General features: G+C 69.3%; 14 protein-coding genes. 1 reads left to right on the plus strand and 13 read right to left on the minus strand.

Annotated features, from left to right (window positions below):
• Position 1: 1 nt before the first annotated feature.
• From fabZ to ACFOM9_RS03545, 12 genes are all read right to left on the minus strand, one after another.
• The gene (gene fabZ / locus ACFOM9_RS03490) at positions 2–457 is read right to left on the minus strand and encodes a 3-hydroxyacyl-ACP dehydratase FabZ (protein ID WP_386706211.1); all 456 of its coding nucleotides are present in this window, start codon (positions 455–457) and stop codon (positions 2–4) included.
• Positions 457–1488 (minus strand): UDP-3-O-(3-hydroxymyristoyl)glucosamine N-acyltransferase, encoded by a 1032-nt coding sequence (gene lpxD, locus ACFOM9_RS03495; protein WP_386707290.1) that lies wholly within the window; start codon positions 1486–1488, stop codon positions 457–459. Before lpxD ends, fabZ begins: the two co-directional genes overlap by 1 nt.
• Before the next feature lie 42 nt (positions 1489–1530).
• The gene (gene bamA / locus ACFOM9_RS03500) at positions 1531–4053 is read right to left on the minus strand and encodes an outer membrane protein assembly factor BamA (protein WP_386706213.1); all 2523 of its coding nucleotides are present in this window, start codon (positions 4051–4053) and stop codon (positions 1531–1533) included.
• Positions 4054–4117: 64 nt separating this feature from the next.
• A complete protein-coding gene (gene rseP, locus ACFOM9_RS03505) occupies positions 4118–5482 on the minus strand; it encodes an RIP metalloprotease RseP (RefSeq protein ID WP_386706215.1) in 1365 nt (454 codons plus the stop codon).
• Positions 5483–5520: 38 nt separating this feature from the next.
• Positions 5521–6747: a 1-deoxy-D-xylulose-5-phosphate reductoisomerase gene (locus ACFOM9_RS03510; RefSeq protein ID WP_386706217.1), complete on the minus strand. Its 1227-nt coding sequence runs from the start codon at positions 6745–6747 to the stop codon at positions 5521–5523.
• A gap of 1 nt (position 6748) precedes the next feature.
• Positions 6749–7609 carry a phosphatidate cytidylyltransferase gene (locus ACFOM9_RS03515; RefSeq protein ID WP_386706219.1) on the minus strand — a complete coding sequence of 287 codons (861 nt, stop codon included), beginning with the start codon at positions 7607–7609 and terminating at the stop codon, positions 6749–6751.
• Positions 7606–8337, minus strand: coding sequence for a polyprenyl diphosphate synthase (gene uppS, locus ACFOM9_RS03520; RefSeq protein ID WP_386706221.1), 732 nt, complete (start codon positions 8335–8337; stop codon positions 7606–7608). Before uppS ends, ACFOM9_RS03515 begins: the two co-directional genes overlap by 4 nt.
• A 136-nt stretch (positions 8338–8473) precedes the next feature.
• Positions 8474–9031, minus strand: a complete 558-nt coding sequence (frr, locus tag ACFOM9_RS03525; protein WP_386706223.1) for a ribosome recycling factor — start codon at positions 9029–9031, stop codon at positions 8474–8476.
• Between the two features lie 344 nt (positions 9032–9375).
• Complete coding sequence (locus tag ACFOM9_RS03530; RefSeq protein ID WP_386706225.1) at positions 9376–10287, minus strand: cation diffusion facilitator family transporter; 912 nt, start codon at positions 10285–10287, stop codon at positions 9376–9378.
• Between the two features lie 166 nt (positions 10288–10453).
• The gene (gene pyrH, locus ACFOM9_RS03535; protein ID WP_386706227.1) at positions 10454–11170 is read right to left on the minus strand and encodes a UMP kinase; all 717 of its coding nucleotides are present in this window, start codon (positions 11168–11170) and stop codon (positions 10454–10456) included.
• Positions 11171–11334: 164 nt separating this feature from the next.
• Positions 11335–14928 carry a transcription-repair coupling factor gene (gene mfd, locus ACFOM9_RS03540; protein ID WP_386706229.1) on the minus strand — a complete coding sequence of 1198 codons (3594 nt, stop codon included), beginning with the start codon at positions 14926–14928 and terminating at the stop codon, positions 11335–11337.
• A 269-nt stretch (positions 14929–15197) separates the two neighbouring features.
• Positions 15198–15782, minus strand: a complete 585-nt coding sequence (locus tag ACFOM9_RS03545; RefSeq protein WP_386706231.1) for a GNAT family N-acetyltransferase — start codon at positions 15780–15782, stop codon at positions 15198–15200.
• A 125-nt stretch (positions 15783–15907) separates the two neighbouring features.
• Here ACFOM9_RS03545 and ACFOM9_RS03550 point away from each other — a divergent pair, with 125 nt between their 5' ends.
• The gene (locus tag ACFOM9_RS03550) at positions 15908–16843 is read left to right on the plus strand and encodes a cation diffusion facilitator family transporter (RefSeq protein WP_386706233.1); all 936 of its coding nucleotides are present in this window, start codon (positions 15908–15910) and stop codon (positions 16841–16843) included.
• Positions 16844–16884: 41 nt separating this feature from the next.
• On the opposite strand, the gene ACFOM9_RS03555 is transcribed toward ACFOM9_RS03550, so the two are convergent.
• Positions 16885–17742, minus strand: a complete 858-nt coding sequence (locus ACFOM9_RS03555; protein ID WP_386706235.1) for a 23S rRNA (adenine(2030)-N(6))-methyltransferase RlmJ — start codon at positions 17740–17742, stop codon at positions 16885–16887.
• Positions 17743–17813: the final 71 nt, after the last annotated feature.

The following is a 17813-nucleotide window of genomic DNA, read 5'->3' on the forward strand; positions in this document are numbered from 1 at the left end:
GTCAGCTCTTGACCTCGGCGCAGAGGATGTCGGCGCTGGCCACCTGTTGCCCGTCGACGCTGGCGATGCCGCAGTACTGCGTCATGTTGCGGATCTCGCGGCGGATCGTCACTTCCAGGTCGAGGCGATCGCCGGGCACCACCATGCGCGAGAACTTGGCGTTGTCGATCTTGACCAGGTAGGACAGCCGCCCCTCGGCGCTGGTGCCGCGGGTGAGCTGGGTCAGGATGCCGCCGGCCTGCGCCAGGGACTCGATCACCAGCACGCCCGGCATGACCGGCTTGTCGGGGAAGTGGCCCTGGAAGAACGGCTCGTTGGCGCTGACGTTCTTGTATCCGAACACGCGCTTGCCGGGTTCGAACTCGACCACGCGGTCGATCAGCAGGAACGGGAAGCGGTGCGGCAACATGCGCCAGATTTCGGCGATGTCGATCGGCATGGTCACGGGTGCGGACATCAATCCTCCTTGTCGCGCGCGGGTTTGTCCTGGGCGTTGACCCTGCGTGCCAGTGTATCGAGTTGCCGGAAGCGCGCGGCGTTCCTGCGCCACTCGCGGTTCGGCATCAGCGGGGTGCCGGAAGAATACTCTCCCGGTTCGCGGATCGAGCTGGTGACCAGGCTCATCGCGGTGATCATCACGCGGTCGCAGACTTCGAGGTGGCCGAGGATGCCCGCGGCGCCGCCGACCAGGCAGTAGCTGCCGATCGTGGCGCTGCCGGCCACCGCCGCGCAGCCGGCCATCGCCGTATGCGCGCCGATGCGCACGTTGTGGCCGATCTGGATCTGGTTGTCGAGGCGTACGTCGTCGCCGAGCACCGTGTCCTCGATCGCGCCGCGGTCGATGGTGGTGTTGGCGCCGATTTCGCAGTCGTCGCCGACCAGCACGCCGCCCTGCTGCGGCACCTTGATCCAGTGCCCGGCGTCCATCGCCAGGCCGAAGCCGTCGGCGCCGAGCACGGCGCCTGGATGGATGAGCACGCGCTTGCCCAGGCGCACGCGGCGCACCAGGGTCACGCGCGCGACCAGCCTTGAGCCTTCGCCGACCACGCAGTCATCGCCGATCACGCAGCCCGGGCCGATCACCGCGCCGGCGGCAATGCGCGAACGCGCGCCGATGCTGCAGAACGCGTCGACCTGCGCGCCCGGGTCGACGCTGGCCGACGCGTGCACCACGGCGCTGGCGTGGATGCCCGGCTCCAACGGAGGAGGCGGGTCGAACAAGGCGGCGATCCTGGCGAACGCGACGTAAGGATCGGCGGCGAGCAGCGCGGTTCCGGCGTAGTCCTCCGCGTCCGCGGCGCGCATCACCACCACGCCCGCCTGCGAATCCGCCAGCTGGCCGCGGTAGCGCGGGTTGGACAAGAACGACAGCTGGCCGGCCGTTGCGTGCGCCAGCGTGGCGACGCCCGAGACGACGAGGCCGCCGTCTCCGATCAGCTCGAGGGCGAACCTCTCCGCCAGCGCGGCGGCGGTGAACCCGGCCGGCACATCAAGGTTGCCGATGACCACGTCCCGATTCCCGGCGCGCCGTCAGAACGCGCCGCCGAAGGTGAACTGCAGGCGCTCGAGCTCGTCGTCGTCGCCCTTGCGCAGCGGGAACGCGTAGCTGATCGAGATCGGGCCCACCGGCGCGCGCCACATGAGCGCGATGCCGCTGGAGACGCGCATCTCGCTGGCCTCCACGCTGTCGACGTCCTTGAACACGTTGCCGAAGTCGACGAACGCGGAAATGCGCGCCGCCGGGCTGTCGAACAGGGTGGGGAAGAACATTTCCAGCGAACCGACCGTCTTCACCGCGCCGCCGAGCGGCTGCAGGTAGGTGCTGCCCGATGCGGACTCGCGCGGGCCCAGCGTGTTGTCGCGGAAACCGCGCACCGAGCGCGCGCCGCCGGCGTAGAAGTTTTCGAAGAACGGCAGGCCGGTGGCGACCAGGGTCTTGTCGTAGGTCGAACCCGGCGCGCAGTCCGCCGGCGCGGCGGCCATCTGTGCGCCCGACGGCGACGTCGGCGGCTGGCCGGGATTGGTCTGGCAGAACACGCGCACCGCGTCGGCGCCGTAGCTGTCGCCGTAGCCCAGGTCGATGCGGGTGTTGAGCACCAGCGCGCGCGAGATCGGCCAGTACTTCGAGAACTCGTAGTTGAGCTTGTAGAACTGCACCGTGGAGCCGGGCAGGGTGGTTTCCAGCGAAACGCGCTGCAGCGTGCCGCGGGTCGGCTGCAGGTAGTCGTTGCGGGTGTCGCGGGCCCAGGCCAGCTCGCTGCGCCAGGAATGGAACGTCCTGGCGTCCAGGGCGTCGATGTAGTCGACGATGCTGTCCGGGGTCGAGCCGCGGTAGGTGTTGATCTGGTTGCGGTCGAGGCCGACCACGGCGCTGACCGTGTCCGACTCGGTGATCGGGATGCCGAGCACCATCTGCGCGGCGGCGCTGGTCGAGGAGTACTGCGCGGTGTTGAACTCGGAGTTGTCGAACTCGCGCCACCACAGGTTGTAGCCCAGCGACAGGCCGCCGTCGGTGAAGTAGGGGTTGAGGAACGAGAACGAATAGCGCTGCAGGTAGACGTTGCGCTGGGCTTCGACCGAGACCCGGTTGCCGCTGCCCAGGAAGTTGTTCTGCGACAGCTGGATCGAGGTGGTGACGCCGGACAGCTGCGAATAGCCCAGGCCGAACACGAAGCTGCCGGACGTGGTTTCCTTGACGTTGAACACCACGTCGACCTGGTCCGCGGTGCCGGCGACCGGTTCGGTCTGGACGTCGACGCTGCCCGGCTCGAAGAAGCCCAGGCGCTGCAGGCGCACCTTGGAACGGTCGATCGCGACCTGCGAATACCAGGCGCCTTCGAACTGGCGCATCTCGCGGCGCATGACCTCGTCCGAGGTCCGGGTGTTGCCCTTGAACACGACGCGGCGCACGTTGACGCGCGGGCCCGGGACGACCTGCAGCTTGATCGCGACGGTGCGCTTCTCGCGGTCGATCTCGGGGATCGGGTTCACCTGGGCGAAGGCGTAGCCGATGTTGCCCAGGGTGGCGACGATCGCGTTGGACGTCAGTTCGAGCAGCGCGCGGGAGAACGTCTGGCCCTCCTTGACCATGACCATGCGCTCGATGCTTTCCTTCGGCAGCACGGTATCGCCGGTGAGTTCCACCGAGGACACCTTGTAGATCTCGCCCTCGGTCAGCCCCATGGTCAGGAACATGTCGCGCTTGTCGGGGCTGATCGCGACCTGGGTGCTGTCGACGCTGAAGTCGACGTAGCCGCGGTCGAGGTAATAGTTGTTGAGCTTCTCCATGTCGCCGGAGAGCTTTTCGCGCGAGTACTGGTCGTCGCGCCGGTACCAGCTCAGCCAGTTGCTCTCGGCCGACTCCCAGGAATCGGTGAGGTCTTCCTGCTCGAACGTCTCGTTGCCGATCAGGTTGATGTGGCGGATCTTGGCCGCCTTGCCTTCCTTGATCGCCAGCGCGACGTCGACGCGGTTGCGGTCGAGCTTGGTGACCGTCGGCGCGATCTCGACGTTGTACTTGCCGCGATTGTTGTACTGCTTGGTGAGTTCCTGGGTGACGCGGTCCAGGCTGAGGCGGTCGAAGGTCTGGCCTTCGGACAGGCCGATGTCGGACAGGCCCTTGAGCAGTTCCTCGCTCTTGATGTCCTTGTTCCCGGTCACGGTGAGCTTGTTGATCGCCGGGCGTTCGACCACGGTGACCACCAGGATGTCGCCCTGGCGGCCCATCCGCACGTCTTCGAAGAAGCCGGTCTTGTACAGCGCGCGGATCGCCTGCGCGACGCGCGAGGCGTCGATGCTGTCGCCGCGCTCGATCGGCAGGTAGGTGAAGACGGTGCCCGCGCCGATGCGCTGCAGGCCGTCGACCCGGATGTCGCTGACGGTGAAGGCGGCGTCCGGCCTGGCGGCCGGCGCGAGGTCCGCGGTTGGGGCGGACGAGGGGGTGATCCCGAAGGCGGCCTGCGGATCGACCGTCTGCTGGGCCCAGGCGGCAGGCGCGGTGGCGGCCGTGGCGAGGGCAAGGACAAGCAGGCGGCGGGTAGGGGTACGCGTCATCAAATCGGATCCAGGTGGGGGTCGGCACCCATCCCGCGAATGCAGGCGGGGCAAAGTTGGACAGCTACCGCACGAAGTTGTTCAGGATGTCGTTGTAGAACGCCAGACCCATGAGTCCTGCCAGCAGGGCGAGGCCGACATACTGCCCTGCGGCCATCGCACGCTCGCTTAACGGGCTGCCCTTGACCAACTCGATAAGGTAATACAACAGGTGACCCCCGTCCAAGAGCGGGATCGGCAGCAGGTTGAGGATGCCCAGGCTCAGCGACAGCAGCGCGAGGATCGTCAGGTACCACGCGACGCCCTGCTGGGCGTAGGCGTTCGCCGCGCGGGCGATGGTGATCGGCCCGGCCACCGAGTTCTGCACCGAGACGCGGCCGGAGAACACCCGGCCGACCATTTCGAACAACTGCACGGTCTGGTAGCGCATCTCGCGCAGCGCAGCGGGCACCGCCGCCAGCGGGCCGTAGTGCTCTACCGCGTCCTTCGGCGGCAGTTCGCTGCGCCGGACCGGTTCGATGCCGAGCATCCAGAAGTCGCCGCGGCCTGCCTCCGTCGCCAGGCGCGGGGTGACCGGCAGCGCCAGCCGCTCGCCTTCGCGCTCGACCTCGACCATCGCCTCGCCGCCCTGGCGACCGAGCGCCTGGATCATCGGGCCGATGTCGTCGAAGGCGCGCACCGGGCTCCCGTCGATTGCCGTGATGCGGTCGTTCTCCGCCAGCACGCCCCAGGCCGGCGTGTCGGGCCGCACCTTGCCCACCACCGGCGGCAGCAGCGCCTGGCGCGCGGTCAGCCCGATGCCGGGCAGCACGCTGCGCTCGTCCAGGCCCGCGGGCAGGGCGGACAGCTTCAGCTGGCGCACGCGCTCCTGGCCCTGCGCATCGCGCACGCGAAGCGCGACATCCTCGCGGTCGAGCGCGTGCGGCAGCAGCGCCATCTGCACCCCGTCCCAGGTCTGGGTGACGCGCTTGCCGACCGCGAGCACGGTGTCATCCCGCTGCAGGCCGGCGGCCTCCGCGATGCCGTCGACGTGCCCGACCACGGGCGCGTAGCCCGGACGGCCGACCACGAACATCGCCCACAGCAGCAGCACGGACAACAGCAGGTTGGCGACCGGACCGGCAACGACGATCGCGATCCGGCGCCACACCGACTTGCGGTTGAACGCCTGGTCGAGCTCGGCCGGATCGACATCGGCCTCGCGCTCGTCGAGCATCTTGACGTAGCCGCCCAACGGGATCGCGGCGATCACGTATTCGGTCCCGTCGCGTCCGCGCCGCGACCACAGCGGCTTGCCGAAGCCGACCGAGAAGCGCAGCACCTTGACGCCGTTGCGGCGCGCGACCCAGTAGTGGCCGAACTCGTGGAAGGTGACCAGTAGGCCCAGGCTGATCACGAACCACCACAGGGATCCAACGAGGGTGCTCATGCGGGCGTGCTCATGCAGGCGTGGTCATGCGGGCGGCGTCAGTTGGCGCGGATGCGGGACGAAAGCCGGGTGGCGCAGTCGCGGGCCCGGGCATCCGCGTCGCGCAGGGCCTCGAGCGACGCGGCCGGCGCCGTGGGCAGTGCCGCGAGCGTCTGTTCGACGAGCGCGGGAATCGACAGGAAACCGATCCGGCCCTGAAGAAACGATGAAACCGCCACTTCGTTGGCGGCGTTGAGGGTCGCCGGCGCGGTGCCGCCTGCCGCCAGCGCCGCGTATGCCAGGCGCAGGCACGGAAAGGCATCGGTGTCCGGGGCCTCGAAGTCGAGTCGCCCGTGGGCCAGCAGGTCGAGCCCCGCGACGCCGGACTCGATCCGCTGCGGCCAGCCGAAGCCCACCGCCAGCGCGGTGCGCATGTCGGGCAGGCCGAGCTGGGCCAGGGTGGAGCCGTCGATGAATTCCACCAGCGAATGCACCAGGCTCTGCGGATGCACCAGCACGTCGATCCGCTCGCCGGGCAGGCCGAACAGGTGGTGGGCCTCGATCACTTCCAGGCCCTTGTTCATCAGCGTCGCCGAATCGACCGAGATCTTCGGCCCCATTGACCACTTCGGATGCGCGATCGCCTGGGCCGGCGTCACGTCCCCCAGCTCGGTCCGCCCGCGACCGCGGAACGGCCCGCCGGAGGCGGTGAGGATGATTCTCAGCAGCCCATCGTGCCGCCCGCAGCCTTCCCCGGCTCCTGGCTCCTGGTCCCTGGCCCCTGCCTCCGGCAGGCACTGGAAGATCGCGTTGTGCTCGCTGTCGATCGGCACGATGCAGGCGCCGCCGTCGCGCGCCGCGTCCATCAACAGTTCCCCGGCGAGCACCAGTGATTCCTTGTTGGCCAGCAGCAGGCGCTTGCCCGCGCGCGCCGCGGCCAGGGTCGAATCCAGCCCCGCGGCGCCGACGATGGCGGCGACCACGGTCTGGCAGGTGTCCCCGGCGGCCAGCTCGGTGATCGCGTCCATGCCGGCGTGGGCGCGGGTCGCCAGGCCGGCGGCGGCGAGGCCGTCGCGCAGGTCCTGGTAGCCGGCGGGATCGGCAATCGCCGCGTGGTCGGGGCGGTGCGCGCGGCACAGGTCGAGCAGGGCGCCGACATTGCGGCCGGCGGCCAGCACCGAGGCGCGCAGCCGGTCCGGATGGCGCGCGACCACGTCCAGCGCGGACGTGCCGATCGAGCCGGTGGCGCCCAGGACGGCGACGGATTGGATGGCGGAAGCCGGCATGTCAGAAGCCGAACAGTTCCTTGCCGAGCAGGAACACCGGCAAAGCCGCGAGCACGCCGTCGAGGCGGTCGAGGACCCCGCCGTGGCCGGGGATCACGTTGCCCGAGTCCTTGGCGCCGACGTGGCGCTTGAGCAGGCTCTCGAACAGGTCGCCGACCACCGAAAACATCACCGTGGCCACCGCCACCAGCGCCACCGCCGGCAGCTGCGAGGCCCCGGCGCCGGCAAGCCAGCCGAATCCCACCCCGGTGGCGACACCTGCGACCACGCCGCCCAGCAGGCCTTCCATGGTCTTGTTCGGGCTGATCCGAGGCGCCAGCTTGCGGCCTTTGAACAATTTGCCGCCGAAGCGCCGGCCGGCGAAATAGGCGCCCGAGTCGGCCGCCCAGACGATCGCCAGCGCCGCCAGCAGCCAGCGATGGCCCATCGCCGGGTCGGCCTGCACCGGCTGGTCGCCGCCGTGGATCAGCACCAGCGCGCACCACGCTGACAGCGTCGCCAGTGTGCCCGCGGCGATCTTGAACGCGCGGGCGTGGGTGTCGTGGTCGGACGCGAATTCGTAGAAGCGCAGCCACAGCAGCGCCAGCAGCCACCAGCCCACGCCGATCACCGCGATGATCTGCAGCAGCACGAACGAGCCTTGCGCCGCCCACACCATCAGCACCATCACCAGCAGGTTCAGCAGCAGCAGGATCGTGCGGTGCAGGGTGTCGTCGACCTCGGCCAGCTTCAGCCACTCCCACAGACCCGCCAGGAACACCACCGCGGCCAGCGCCGCCATCCAGGGCGTGGGCAGGAACAGGATCGCCAGGATCGCCAGCGGCGCCATCAGCAGGGCGGCGATCACTCGGGTGCGGGTCATGCGGAAGTCTCCAGGTCGGCGACCTGGTCGCCGGTCAGGCCGAAACGGCGCTCGCGCCGGGCAAAATCGTCGAGCGCGAGCGACAGGGTGGCGGCGTCGAGCTCCGGCCACAGGGTATCGGTGAACCACAGCTCGGTATAGGCGAGCTGCCACAGCAGGAAGTTGCTGATGCGGGTGTCGCCGCCGGTGCGGATGAACAGGTCCGGTGGCGGCAGGTCGGCCAGGGCCACGCGGGAGGCGAACAGGGCCTCGTCGATGTCGTCGGGCTGGATCCGGCCTTCGGCGACATCATGCGCCAGCGAACGCGCCGCCGCGGCGATGTCCTGGCGTCCGCCGTAGCTCGCGGCGATGTTCAGCGCCAAGCGCGTGTTGCCGGCGGTCTGCGCCTCGGCGGCCTGCATGCGCTCGCGGATCTGCGCGCCGAAGCGCCCGCGCTCGCCGATGAAGCGCACGCGCACGCCGCGGCGGTGCAGTTCCACCACTTCGCGTTCGAGCGCATTGAGGAACAGCTTCATCAGCGCGCCGACTTCCTCTTCCGGCCGGCCCCAGTTCTCGCTGGAAAAGGCGAACAGGGTCAGGGCCGCGATGCCGCGTTCGAGGCAGAAGTCGATACACAGGTTCACCGCGCGCGCACCGGCGCGGTGGCCGATGATGCGCGGCCGCCTGCGCCGCGCCGCCCAGCGGCCGTTGCCGTCCATGATGACGGCCAGGTGCCGGGGAATGGTCATTGGCCGCTGGCCCGGGTTCCGCATCCGGAATCGGGGATCGGGCTGGACGGAAGAAAACCGGTGCCGGCGCGACCCGGGGAGACCGGTCGCGTTCGCAGTTCCGAATGTCCGCTCCCGAACCCCGGATCCCGGCTCCTCATACCGCCATCAATTCCTGTTCCTTGGCCTTGACGACTTCGTCGACATCCTTGATGCCCTGGTCGGTGATCTTCTGGATATCGTCGCCGCCGCGGCGCTCGTCGTCTTCGGAGATCTGCTTTTCCTTGAGCAGGTCCTTGATCTGCTGGATCGCGTCGCGGCGGATGTTGCGCACCGCGATCTTGGTGTTCTCGCCTTCGTTGTGGACCAGCTTGGACAGTTCCTTGCGGCGCTCCTCGGTGAGGGCAGGCAGGTTGATACGGATGACGGTGCCGGCCGTGGTCGGGTTCAGCCCGAGGTCGGAGGCCAGGATCGCCTTTTCGACCGGGGCCACCATCTGCTTCTCCCACGGGGTGATGACCAGCGAGCGCGCGTCGGCGACGGTGACGCTGGCCACCTGGGTCAGGGGCATGTCCGAGCCGTAATAGTTGACCTTCAGGTGGTCGACCAGGGCGGTGGACGCACGGCCGGTGCGGACCTTGGTCAGGTCGTGGCGCAGCGCTTCCACGCTCTTCTGCATGCGCGTCTGCGCATCCTTCTTGATGTCGTCGATCATGCCCGGCTCCGGTCGAGTGCTTAATCCCGGGATTATAGGGCGAAGCGGCGCGCTCACGAACCGAGCAGGTTCGTGCGCCGCTGAGCGCCTGGCCATGGATGGCCGGGCCGGGCGACCCGGAGCCAACGTTGTTGCGCCAAGGATGGCGGGAGCGGAGTCCCGGCCTGCAGCGTGGCAAACCGGCCGGTTCGTGCGCTGCCGAACACCCGGCCATGAGGGCCGGATTTCCGCTGGAATACTTCATGTAGGAGCGGCTTCAGCCGCGAGCCCTTTCTCCGGCCCGCATGCCAAAAGCTCCCTGAACCCGCTCCGGAAGATCCCGCAAGATCGCGGACCGCCGGCCGTCAGTGGTGATGCTGCACAGCGTCCCCGTGCGCATCCTGGCGGCAGGTCGCGCCGTGTTCGATCTGCAGCGTCGGATGCTGGATGCCGAAGCGCTGGTCCAACGCGTGCACGACGCCGGCGAGGAATGCGTCGTGGCCGTCGCTGTCGCCGCGGACCAGGTGCGCGGTCATCGCGATTTCGTCGGAGCCCAGCGCCCAGATGTGCAGGTGGTGGACCGCCGATACCCCGGGCTGCGCGGCCAGGAAGGCCTGCACTGCGGCGCGGTCGACGCTGTCGGGCACCGCATCCATCGTCGCGTTGAAGCTGTCGCGCAGCAGCGCGAAGGCGCCTGCCGCGACCACCACGCCCACCAGCAGCGCGGTCACCGGGTCGAGCCAGGACCAGCCCAGCGTAAGCATGCCGACGCCGGCCAGCACGGCGGCCAGCGACACCGCCGCATCGGCCACCAGGTGCAGGAAGGCGCCGCGGCGGTTGAGGTCGTTGGCGTGGCCGTCGCGCACGAACCAGGCTGCGCCCAGGTTGACGACGATGCCGATCGCGGCGACCACGATCACCGGCATCCCCGGGATCTGCGGCGGCGCGCCGAGGCGGCGCACCGCCTCCCAGGTCAGGGCGCCCGAGAACGCGATCAAGAGCGTGGCATTGGCCAGCGGCGACAGCAGCGTGGCGCGACGCCAGCCGTAGGTGTGGCGCTCGGTTGGCCGGCGCCTGGCCAGCGCCGCGGCTCCCCAGGCCAGGCCGAGGCCGAGCACGTCGCCGAAGTTGTGCAGCGCGTCCGACAGCAGCGCCAGCGAGTCGGTGGCGAAGCCGTACCCGGCTTCCAGCGCCGTGTAGGCAAGGTTGATCAGCGTGATCGCCGCGAATGCGCGGGTCGACGAGCCGTGCGCGTGGGCGTGGGAGTGGCCGTGCATGGGGCGGCATGCTGCCATCGGCGGAGGGCGGACACTATTCCAGGAGGCGGTGATCCGCTCTCTTGGGAGCGGCTTCAGCCGCTAACTCCTGGTCCGACTGGTCCGGCAAGCTGGAAGCACGCGACTGAAGCCGCTCCCACAAGTGCGAACAGCCGAAGAACATGCCTTACTTCACCAGCGTCCCGATCTCCTCGCCGCGCAGGATGCGCAGCAGCACGCCGGGCTGGCTCATGTCGAAGATGCGCAGCGGCAGGCTGCTGTCGCGCGCCAGGGCGAAGGCGGCGGTATCCATCACGTTGAGGTTGCGGGAGATGACCTCGTCGTAGCCCAGCGTGTCGAATCGCTTGGCGTCCGGATTCTTCTTCGGGTCGGAGTCGTAGACGCCGTCGACCTTGGTGGCCTTGAGCAGCAGGTCGGCGCCGATCTCGATCGCACGCAGCGCCGCGCCCGAGTCGGTGGTGAAGAACGGATTGCCGGTGCCGGCGGCAAAGATCGCGATCCGACCCTTTTCCAGGTGGCGGATGGCGCGGCGGCGGATGTAGTCCTCGCACACGTCGTTGATCTTGATCGCGCTCATCACCCGCACCCGCGCGCCGAGCTTCTCCAGTGCGTCCTGCATCGCCAGCGCGTTGATCACCGTGGCGAGCATGCCCATCTGGTCGCCGGTGACCCGGTCCATGCCGCCGGCCGCCAGGCCGGCGCCGCGGAAGATGTTGCCGCCGCCGATCACCACGCCGATCTCGGCCCCCGCCTGCTGCGCTTCGATCACCTCGCGCGCCAGCCGGCCGATCACCTTCGGGTCGATGCCGTAATCCTCATCGCCCATGAGGGCTTCGCCGGACAGTTTGAGCAGGATGCGGCGATAGGCGAGGGGTGACGACATTGGGGGCTCCGGGCGGGGCAAACGCGGCAATTCTAGCCGATGGGCTGCGTGCGCGATCGGACGTTTGCACGAGCGGCTTCGGCCGCGAGCTCGTAGTTGCAGTCAATGCTGCACGGAGCTCGCGGCTGGAGCCGCTCCTGCAAGGCTTCAGCGCGTCTCTGGAACTACGCGGCCTGATCCGGCCGCAGCGCGGTCAACAAGCCGCGCGCGGCATTGAAGCGATTGGCCGCATCGGGCAGGTCGAGGGTGATGCGCAGCTTGTCCGGCCCGTCCATCCGGTAGTGCTTCGGCTGGCCCTGGATCAGGCGGATGATCGACATCGGGTCGACATCGGGCTTCTCGACGAACTGCAGGCGCCCGCCCTTGGGGCCCAGGTCGAGCTTGCGGATGCCCAAGGCGTCGGCCTGCAATTTCAGTTCCGCGGTCGCGAACAGGTGCTTCACCGGATCGGGCAGCAGGCCGAAGCGGTCGATCATTTCCACCTGCAGTTCGCGCAGATCCTCGGCGCCGCGCGCCGAGCTGATCCGCTTGTACAGCGTCAGGCGCGCGTGCACGTCGGGCAGGTAGTCGTCCGGGATCAGGGCCGGCACGTTCATCAGCACCTCGGCCCCGTGTGCGTGCGACCCGTCGACGTCCGGCAGTTCGCCGCGCTTGATGCTGCGCACCGCGCGCTCGAGCAGTTCGGTGTAGAGGCTGAAGCCGACCTCGGCCATCTGCCCGCTCTGGTCCTCGCCCAGCAGTTCGCCGGCGCCGCGGATTTCCAGGTCGTGGGTGGCCAGGGTGAAGCCGGCGCCCAGCTCGTCCATCGCCGCGATCGCATCGAGCCGCTTGCGCGCGTCGCTGGTGATCGAGCGCTTGTCCGGGATCACCAGGTAGGCGTACGCGCGATGGTGCGAGCGTCCCACGCGGCCGCGCAGCTGGTGCAGCTGCGCCAGGCCGAACTTGTCGGCGCGGTTGATGATGATGGTGTTGGCATTGGGGATGTCGATGCCGGACTCGATGATGGTCGAGCACAGCAGAACGTTGAAGCGCTGCTTGTGGAAGTCGAGCATCACCTTTTCCAGCTCGCGCTCGGGCATCTGGCCGTGGGCGATGCCGATGCGCGCCTCCGGTACCAGTTCCTGCAGGTCGCGCTGCATGCGGCCGATGCTCTCGACGTCGTTGTGCAGGAAGTACACCTGGCCGCCGCGCGCCAGTTCGCGTTCGAATGCCTCGCGCAGCTGCGCGTCGTCCCACGGCACCACGAAGGTCTGCACCGCCAGCCGGTGCGCCGGGGGAGTGGCGATGATGGCGAGGTCGCGCAGCCCGGCCATCGCCATGTTGAGCGTGCGCGGGATCGGCGTCGCGGTGAGGGTCAGCAGGTGCACGTTCGCGCGCAGCGCCTTGAGCGCCTCCTTCTGGCGCACGCCGAATCGCTGTTCCTCGTCGACGATCACGAGGCCCAGGTCCTTGAACTTCACGTCCGGCTGCAGCAGCCGGTGGGTGCCGACGATGACGTCGATCTTGCCCTCGGCGAGCTTCTCCAGTTCGGCCTTGATTTCCTTGCTGCTCTTGAAGCGCGACAGCACCTCGACCCGGATCGGCCAGTCGGCAAAACGGTCGGCCATGGTGCGGTAGTGCTGCTCGGCCAGCAGCGTGGTCGGCACCAGTACCGCGACCTGCCGGCCGGCGGTCGCGGCGACGAACGCTGCGCGCACCGCGACCTCGGTCTTGCCGAAGCCGACATCCCCGCAGACCACCCTGTCCATCGGCTGGGAGCTTGCGAGGTCGCGGATCACCGCCTCGATCGCGCTGTGCTGGTCGGGTGTCTCTTCGAACGGGAAGGCGGCGGCGAACGGTTCGTACATCGCCCGGTCGACGTCGACCGCCAGGCCCGCGCGGGCCTGGCGCTTGGCCTGGATCTCGAGCAGTTCGGCGGCGACGTCGCGGACCTTTTCCGCCGCTTTCCGCTTCGCCTTGGTCCACTGCTCGCCGCCGAGCGAATGCAGCGGCGCCGTCTCGGCAGACGCGCCGGAATAGCGGCTCACCAGGTGCAGCTGCGCGACCGGCACGTACAGCCGATCGCCCTTGGCGTACTCGATCTCGAGGTATTCGCCCGGCTGGCCGCCGGCCGCGAGCGTCACCAGGCCGCGATAGCGGCCGACGCCGTGGTCCTCGTGCACGATCGGCGCGCCTTCGCTCAGCTCGCCGAGGTCGCGGATGATCGCTTCGGGTTCGCGACCGGCCCGCTTGCGCCGCCTTGGCTGCGCCGCACGCTCCGGGAACAGCTGGCGTTCGGTGAGGATGGCGAACGGAACGCCGCCGCCGGCGTCCTTGTCCAGCGCGAAACCGTCGTCCAGCGGGGCGACGGCGATGTGCGCGCTGCCCGCGCGCTGCGCGGACGGATCGATGGCAAGCGTCGGTGCGCCGCCGCCGCGATGCCCCTGGCCGGCGAGGAAGTCCTGGAACGACGGCAGCACGTTCGGGCGAATATCGGCCGCCTGCAGCACCTCGATCAGCGCCTCGCGGCGCCCGGCGGTGTCCGCGGCGATCAGCACGCGTCCGGGATAGGTCGCCAGGAACGACTTCAGCGCAGCCGCCGGCGGCGCATCCTTCACCACCAGCGGCAGTTCCGGCGCCGGCTGGTCGCCGAGCGCCGCGGCCTGCGCGTGGCGCGGATGCCGCGGACCGCAGACCTCGATGCGGGCGCCTGCATTGAGCCGTTCGCGCAGGGCGCCGGGCGCCAGGTAGAGCTCGGCGGGTGGCAGCAGGGGGCGCTCGATGTCATGGCGGCGCTGTTCGTAGCGCTCGCCGGTCTGCTTCCAGAAGTGTTCGGCCGCCTCCTGCACGCCTTCGCCCAGCATCGGCAACGCGGCCGCGTCGAGGTAGTCGAACAGCGTGGCGGTGGATGCGTGCGGCTCGCTCGCGCGCAGCCCCTGGCGGGGGGCCTCGAAGAACAGCGGCAGGTAGTATTCGATGCCGGCAGGCGCATGGCCGGACTTCAGGTCCTGGAACAGCGCGCTGCGCCGCGTATCGATGTCGAAGCGTTCGCGCAGCGCGTCCATCGCCCGCGCGGTCGCCGTTTCGTCCATCGGCACCTCGCGGCCCGGCAGCAGCTGCACCGCCTCGACCTTGTCCAGCGAGCGCTGCGTCTCCGGGTCGAAGCCGCGCATGGTGTCCACGACATCGTCGAACAGCTCGACCCGGAACGGCATGTCCGCGCCCATCGGGTAGACGTCCAGCAGCGCGCCTCGTACCGCGAAATCGCCCGGATCGAAGACCTGCGGCACGTTGCGGTAGCCGGCCGCCTCCAGGCGGCGCTTCTCGGCGTCGAGGTCCAGGGTCTGGCCGACGCGCATGTCAAAGGTGTTGCCGACCACGTAGGACAGCGGCGCCAGCCGCTGCATCAGGGTCTGCACCGGAACGATCACGATGCCGCGCTTGAGCGTGGGCAGCCGGTGCAGCGTGGCCAGCCGCTGCGACACGATCTCCGGGTGCGGGCTGAAGCGGTCGTAGGGCAGGGTTTCCCAGTCGGGGAAGTTCAGGACCGGCAGCGGCGCGTCGACGCCCAGCAGCGTACGCAGGTCGGATTCGAGCTGGTGCGCGGCCTGGTTGTCGCGGGCGATCGCCAGCAGCGGGCCATCGTGGACCCGGGCGGCACCCGCGATCCACCAGGCCAGGGCGCTGACACTGGCCGGCGCGCGCCACCAGGCGCGCTGCTGGCCGGCAACCGGCAAGGGGGGCGTAGGGAACCGGGCGGATTCTGGGGTCTGGGGCATCTGTGCACGCAACAACGAAAGCGCCGGACGCGATGCGCCCGGCGCAGGAATCAGTATTTTAGCCGCTGCCGGCCAAGTCGACGTCGTGGCGGCCGCAGGCGGATCCATGCAGGCATCGTGGCTCCGCGCCGCTGGCCCGCCGCGGGGAGCGCATCGCGCTTGTCGAGGGGTTGCCCAGTGCGCGCGCCACGTCCCCGGGTGGTTGCGGGAGGGCGGCAACCGGAATGCGGTGGGACAGGGACGGGATCTGGATCGCTGCGCCTGCCAGCCTAGGCCAGCGGGCGTGGCGCATCGGCTTCGCGCCGCGCTTCGACTGCGGGCGCCAGGTCGAGCGTTACCCGCAGCAGGCCCCGCGTTTCCGAGGCTTCGCGGCGAAACCCCAGCGAGTGCAGCAGCGCCAGCATCGGCTGGTTGCTTTCCAGCACGTCGCCGTACAGGCGATCGAGCCTCTTCCCCTTGGCCCAGCGCACCAGCCGGCGCATCAGGTGCCGCCCCAGGCCCATGCCGCCCACGTAACGGCTGACCAGGATCGCGAATTCGGCATCGCGCGTGCCGGGCGTGATCGACGCGCGCGCAACCGCGCCGACCAGCGCCTCGCCCGGCGGCAGCGGTTCGGCGGCCACCAGGGCGAATTCGGTCCTGGGCTGCGGCTGGGTCAGGCGCCGGACCGTCTCCGGACCCAGCTCCTTGACGACGTGAAGGAAGCGCTGGCGCACTTCCTCGGGCTGCAGCAGCGCAAACGACGCGCGCAGCGGCTCGGCATCGTCGGCACGGATTGGACGGATCAGGATTTCGCGACCGTTGGCCAGGCGAATCCGCTCATGCCACGGGGGAAGGCGGTTGCGGGTACTCATGTGGGAAAGATCGCATCCATCGCGTTAAAGAAACCTAGATGCCGTGAAGAGGGGGTGTTGGACACGCGTTGCGCATCGCGTGGCGAACGCTCACCATCGTTGATCCCACGACACGGAGTCCCTCGATGGCCGGTAGCGGCGATTCCACTCGCGCAATCTTCTTCGCGCTCGGCGCCAATTTCGCGATCGCCTGCGCCAAGGGCGCAGCGGCGTTCTTCACCGGTTCCAGCGCGATGCTGGCCGAAACCGTGCATTCGCTCGCCGACTGCGGCAACCAGCTGTTGCTGCTGCTGGGCATGAAGCAGTCCAAGCGCCCGCCCTCGCCCGATTATCCGCTGGGCTATGGCAAGGCGATCTACTTCTGGTCATTCCTGGTGGCGGTGATGCTGTTCACCGTCGGCGGCATGTTCTCGCTCTACGAGGGCATCCACAAACTGCAGCATCCCGAGCCCTTGCGGCAGTGGTGGTGGGCGGTAGGCGTGCTGGTGTTCGGCATCGTCGCCGAGGGCATCTCGATGCGCACCTGCATGCAGGAAGTGAACAAGGCGCGCGGCGATCGCGGCCTGTGGCAATGGTTCCGCGGCAGCCGCCAGGCCGAGCTGGTGGTGATCTTCGGCGAGGACTTCGCCGCGCTGCTGGGCCTGGTCTTCGCGCTGGGCGCAGTGCTGCTGGCCGTGGCCACCGGCAACCCGGTGTGGGATGCGATCGGCACGATCGCCATCGGCGCGCTGCTGATCGTGGTGGCGGTGTTCGTGGCGATCGAGGTCAAGGCCATGCTGATCGGGCAGGGCGTGCATCCCGTGCGGCAGCGGGAAATGCGGGCCTGGTTCGAAGCGCGGCCGGAGGTCGCGCACGTGTACAACCTGATCACCCTGCAGTTGGGCAACGACGTGATGGTGTCTGTGAAGGCGCGGATGCACGAAGCGCGCGACGCGATGGTGCTGCTCAAGCAGATCAACGTGGTCGAGTTCGCGATGCAGAGCGAGTTCCCCGAGGTGCGCTGGAGCTTCTTCGAGCCGGACATCGAGGACGACGACGTGCACGGCGCGCCCGCGGGTTGAGCGCACGCCGGGCGCGCGACGGCACTCGTCCAACTGGGTGTCTACGCTGGCGGCCGCAGCCATTCGAGGCGGGTCGAGGCGCCGGGTTCGCCCAGCGCCTCCTGCAACGCGTGCAGGGCGGGCTGCAGGGCGGCGTCGATCTGCCACGGGGAATTGAGCAGCAGCAGACCGCTGCCGTTCATGCGTAGCGGTGAATCGTCGGGTCGCACCAGCAGTTCGGCGAGCAGCGCCGATTTCGCCTGCAGGCGCGCGGCCTTGCGCAGGAACGGCTGCAGCGCGCGGCGCAGCTTCACCGGATACCACAGCGCGTAGGTCGCCTGCGGCCAGCGCGCCAGCGCTTCCTTCAGCGTGGCCAGCACGGTGTCGAACTCGTCAAGCTGGGCCTCGTAGGGCGGATCGATCAGCACCAGCCCACGGCCGTAGCGGATCTCGCCGTGCTTCGGCGGCAGCAGCGCGCGAACCGCGGCGTAGCCGTCGCGCTCGTGCACGGCGATCCGGTCGTCGCCGGCGAAGTTCTCGCGCAGCGCAGACGCTTCGACGGGCTGCAACTCGCAGCATGCGATCCGGTCCGATCCGCGCAGCGCGTGCGCCAGCAGCCAGGGCGAACCGGGATAGGCGTCGTGCCCGTGAACCGCGCGGCAGGCTTCCACCGCCGCCAGGTAGCGCGTGATTGCGGGCACGCGCGGCCGCTCCACCAGCAGCCTGCCGATGCCGTCATCCGACTCGCCTGTCCGCTGGGCCGAAGCCGACTTCAGTCGGTACAGGCCGCGCCCGGCGTGCGTGTCGAGCGCGAAGCACGGCGACGGCTTGGCGGCCAGCGCATCGCAGACGGCCAGCAGGATGACGTGCTTGAGGACGTCGGCGTGGTTGCCGGCGTGGAAGACATGGCGGTAATTCATGGCCGTGATTCGCGATTCGTGGTTCGGAGGAGCGGAGCGGCCACATCCGGGCCGCCAAGGGTATCCGGTCT

It is taken from the genome of Luteimonas notoginsengisoli, assembly GCF_042648885.1.
Classification (GTDB): Bacteria; Pseudomonadota; Gammaproteobacteria; order Xanthomonadales; family Xanthomonadaceae; genus Luteimonas; species Luteimonas notoginsengisoli.

Excerpts from the sequence above, each read along its gene's own strand:
- fabZ (WP_386706211.1), bottom strand. The coding sequence starts at position 457 with ATGTCCGCACCCGTGACCATGCCGATCGACATCGCCGAAATCTGGCGC.
- bamA (WP_386706213.1), bottom strand. The coding sequence starts at position 4,053 with ATGACGCGTACCCCTACCCGCCGCCTGCTTGTCCTTGCCCTCGCCACG.
- rseP (WP_386706215.1), bottom strand. The coding sequence starts at position 5,482 with ATGAGCACCCTCGTTGGATCCCTGTGGTGGTTCGTGATCAGCCTGGGC.
- ACFOM9_RS03510 (WP_386706217.1), bottom strand. The coding sequence starts at position 6,747 with ATGCCGGCTTCCGCCATCCAATCCGTCGCCGTCCTGGGCGCCACCGGC.
- ACFOM9_RS03515 (WP_386706219.1), bottom strand. The coding sequence starts at position 7,609 with ATGACCCGCACCCGAGTGATCGCCGCCCTGCTGATGGCGCCGCTGGCG.
- uppS (WP_386706221.1), bottom strand. The coding sequence starts at position 8,337 with ATGACCATTCCCCGGCACCTGGCCGTCATCATGGACGGCAACGGCCGC.
- frr (WP_386706223.1), bottom strand. The coding sequence starts at position 9,031 with ATGATCGACGACATCAAGAAGGATGCGCAGACGCGCATGCAGAAGAGC.
- ACFOM9_RS03530 (WP_386706225.1), bottom strand. The coding sequence starts at position 10,287 with ATGCACGGCCACTCCCACGCCCACGCGCACGGCTCGTCGACCCGCGCA.
- pyrH (WP_386706227.1), bottom strand. The coding sequence starts at position 11,170 with ATGTCGTCACCCCTCGCCTATCGCCGCATCCTGCTCAAACTGTCCGGC.
- mfd (WP_386706229.1), bottom strand. The coding sequence starts at position 14,928 with ATGCCCCAGACCCCAGAATCCGCCCGGTTCCCTACGCCCCCCTTGCCG.
- ACFOM9_RS03545 (WP_386706231.1), bottom strand. The coding sequence starts at position 15,782 with ATGAGTACCCGCAACCGCCTTCCCCCGTGGCATGAGCGGATTCGCCTG.
- ACFOM9_RS03550 (WP_386706233.1), top strand. The coding sequence starts at position 15,908 with ATGGCCGGTAGCGGCGATTCCACTCGCGCAATCTTCTTCGCGCTCGGC.
- ACFOM9_RS03555 (WP_386706235.1), bottom strand. The coding sequence starts at position 17,742 with ATGAATTACCGCCATGTCTTCCACGCCGGCAACCACGCCGACGTCCTC.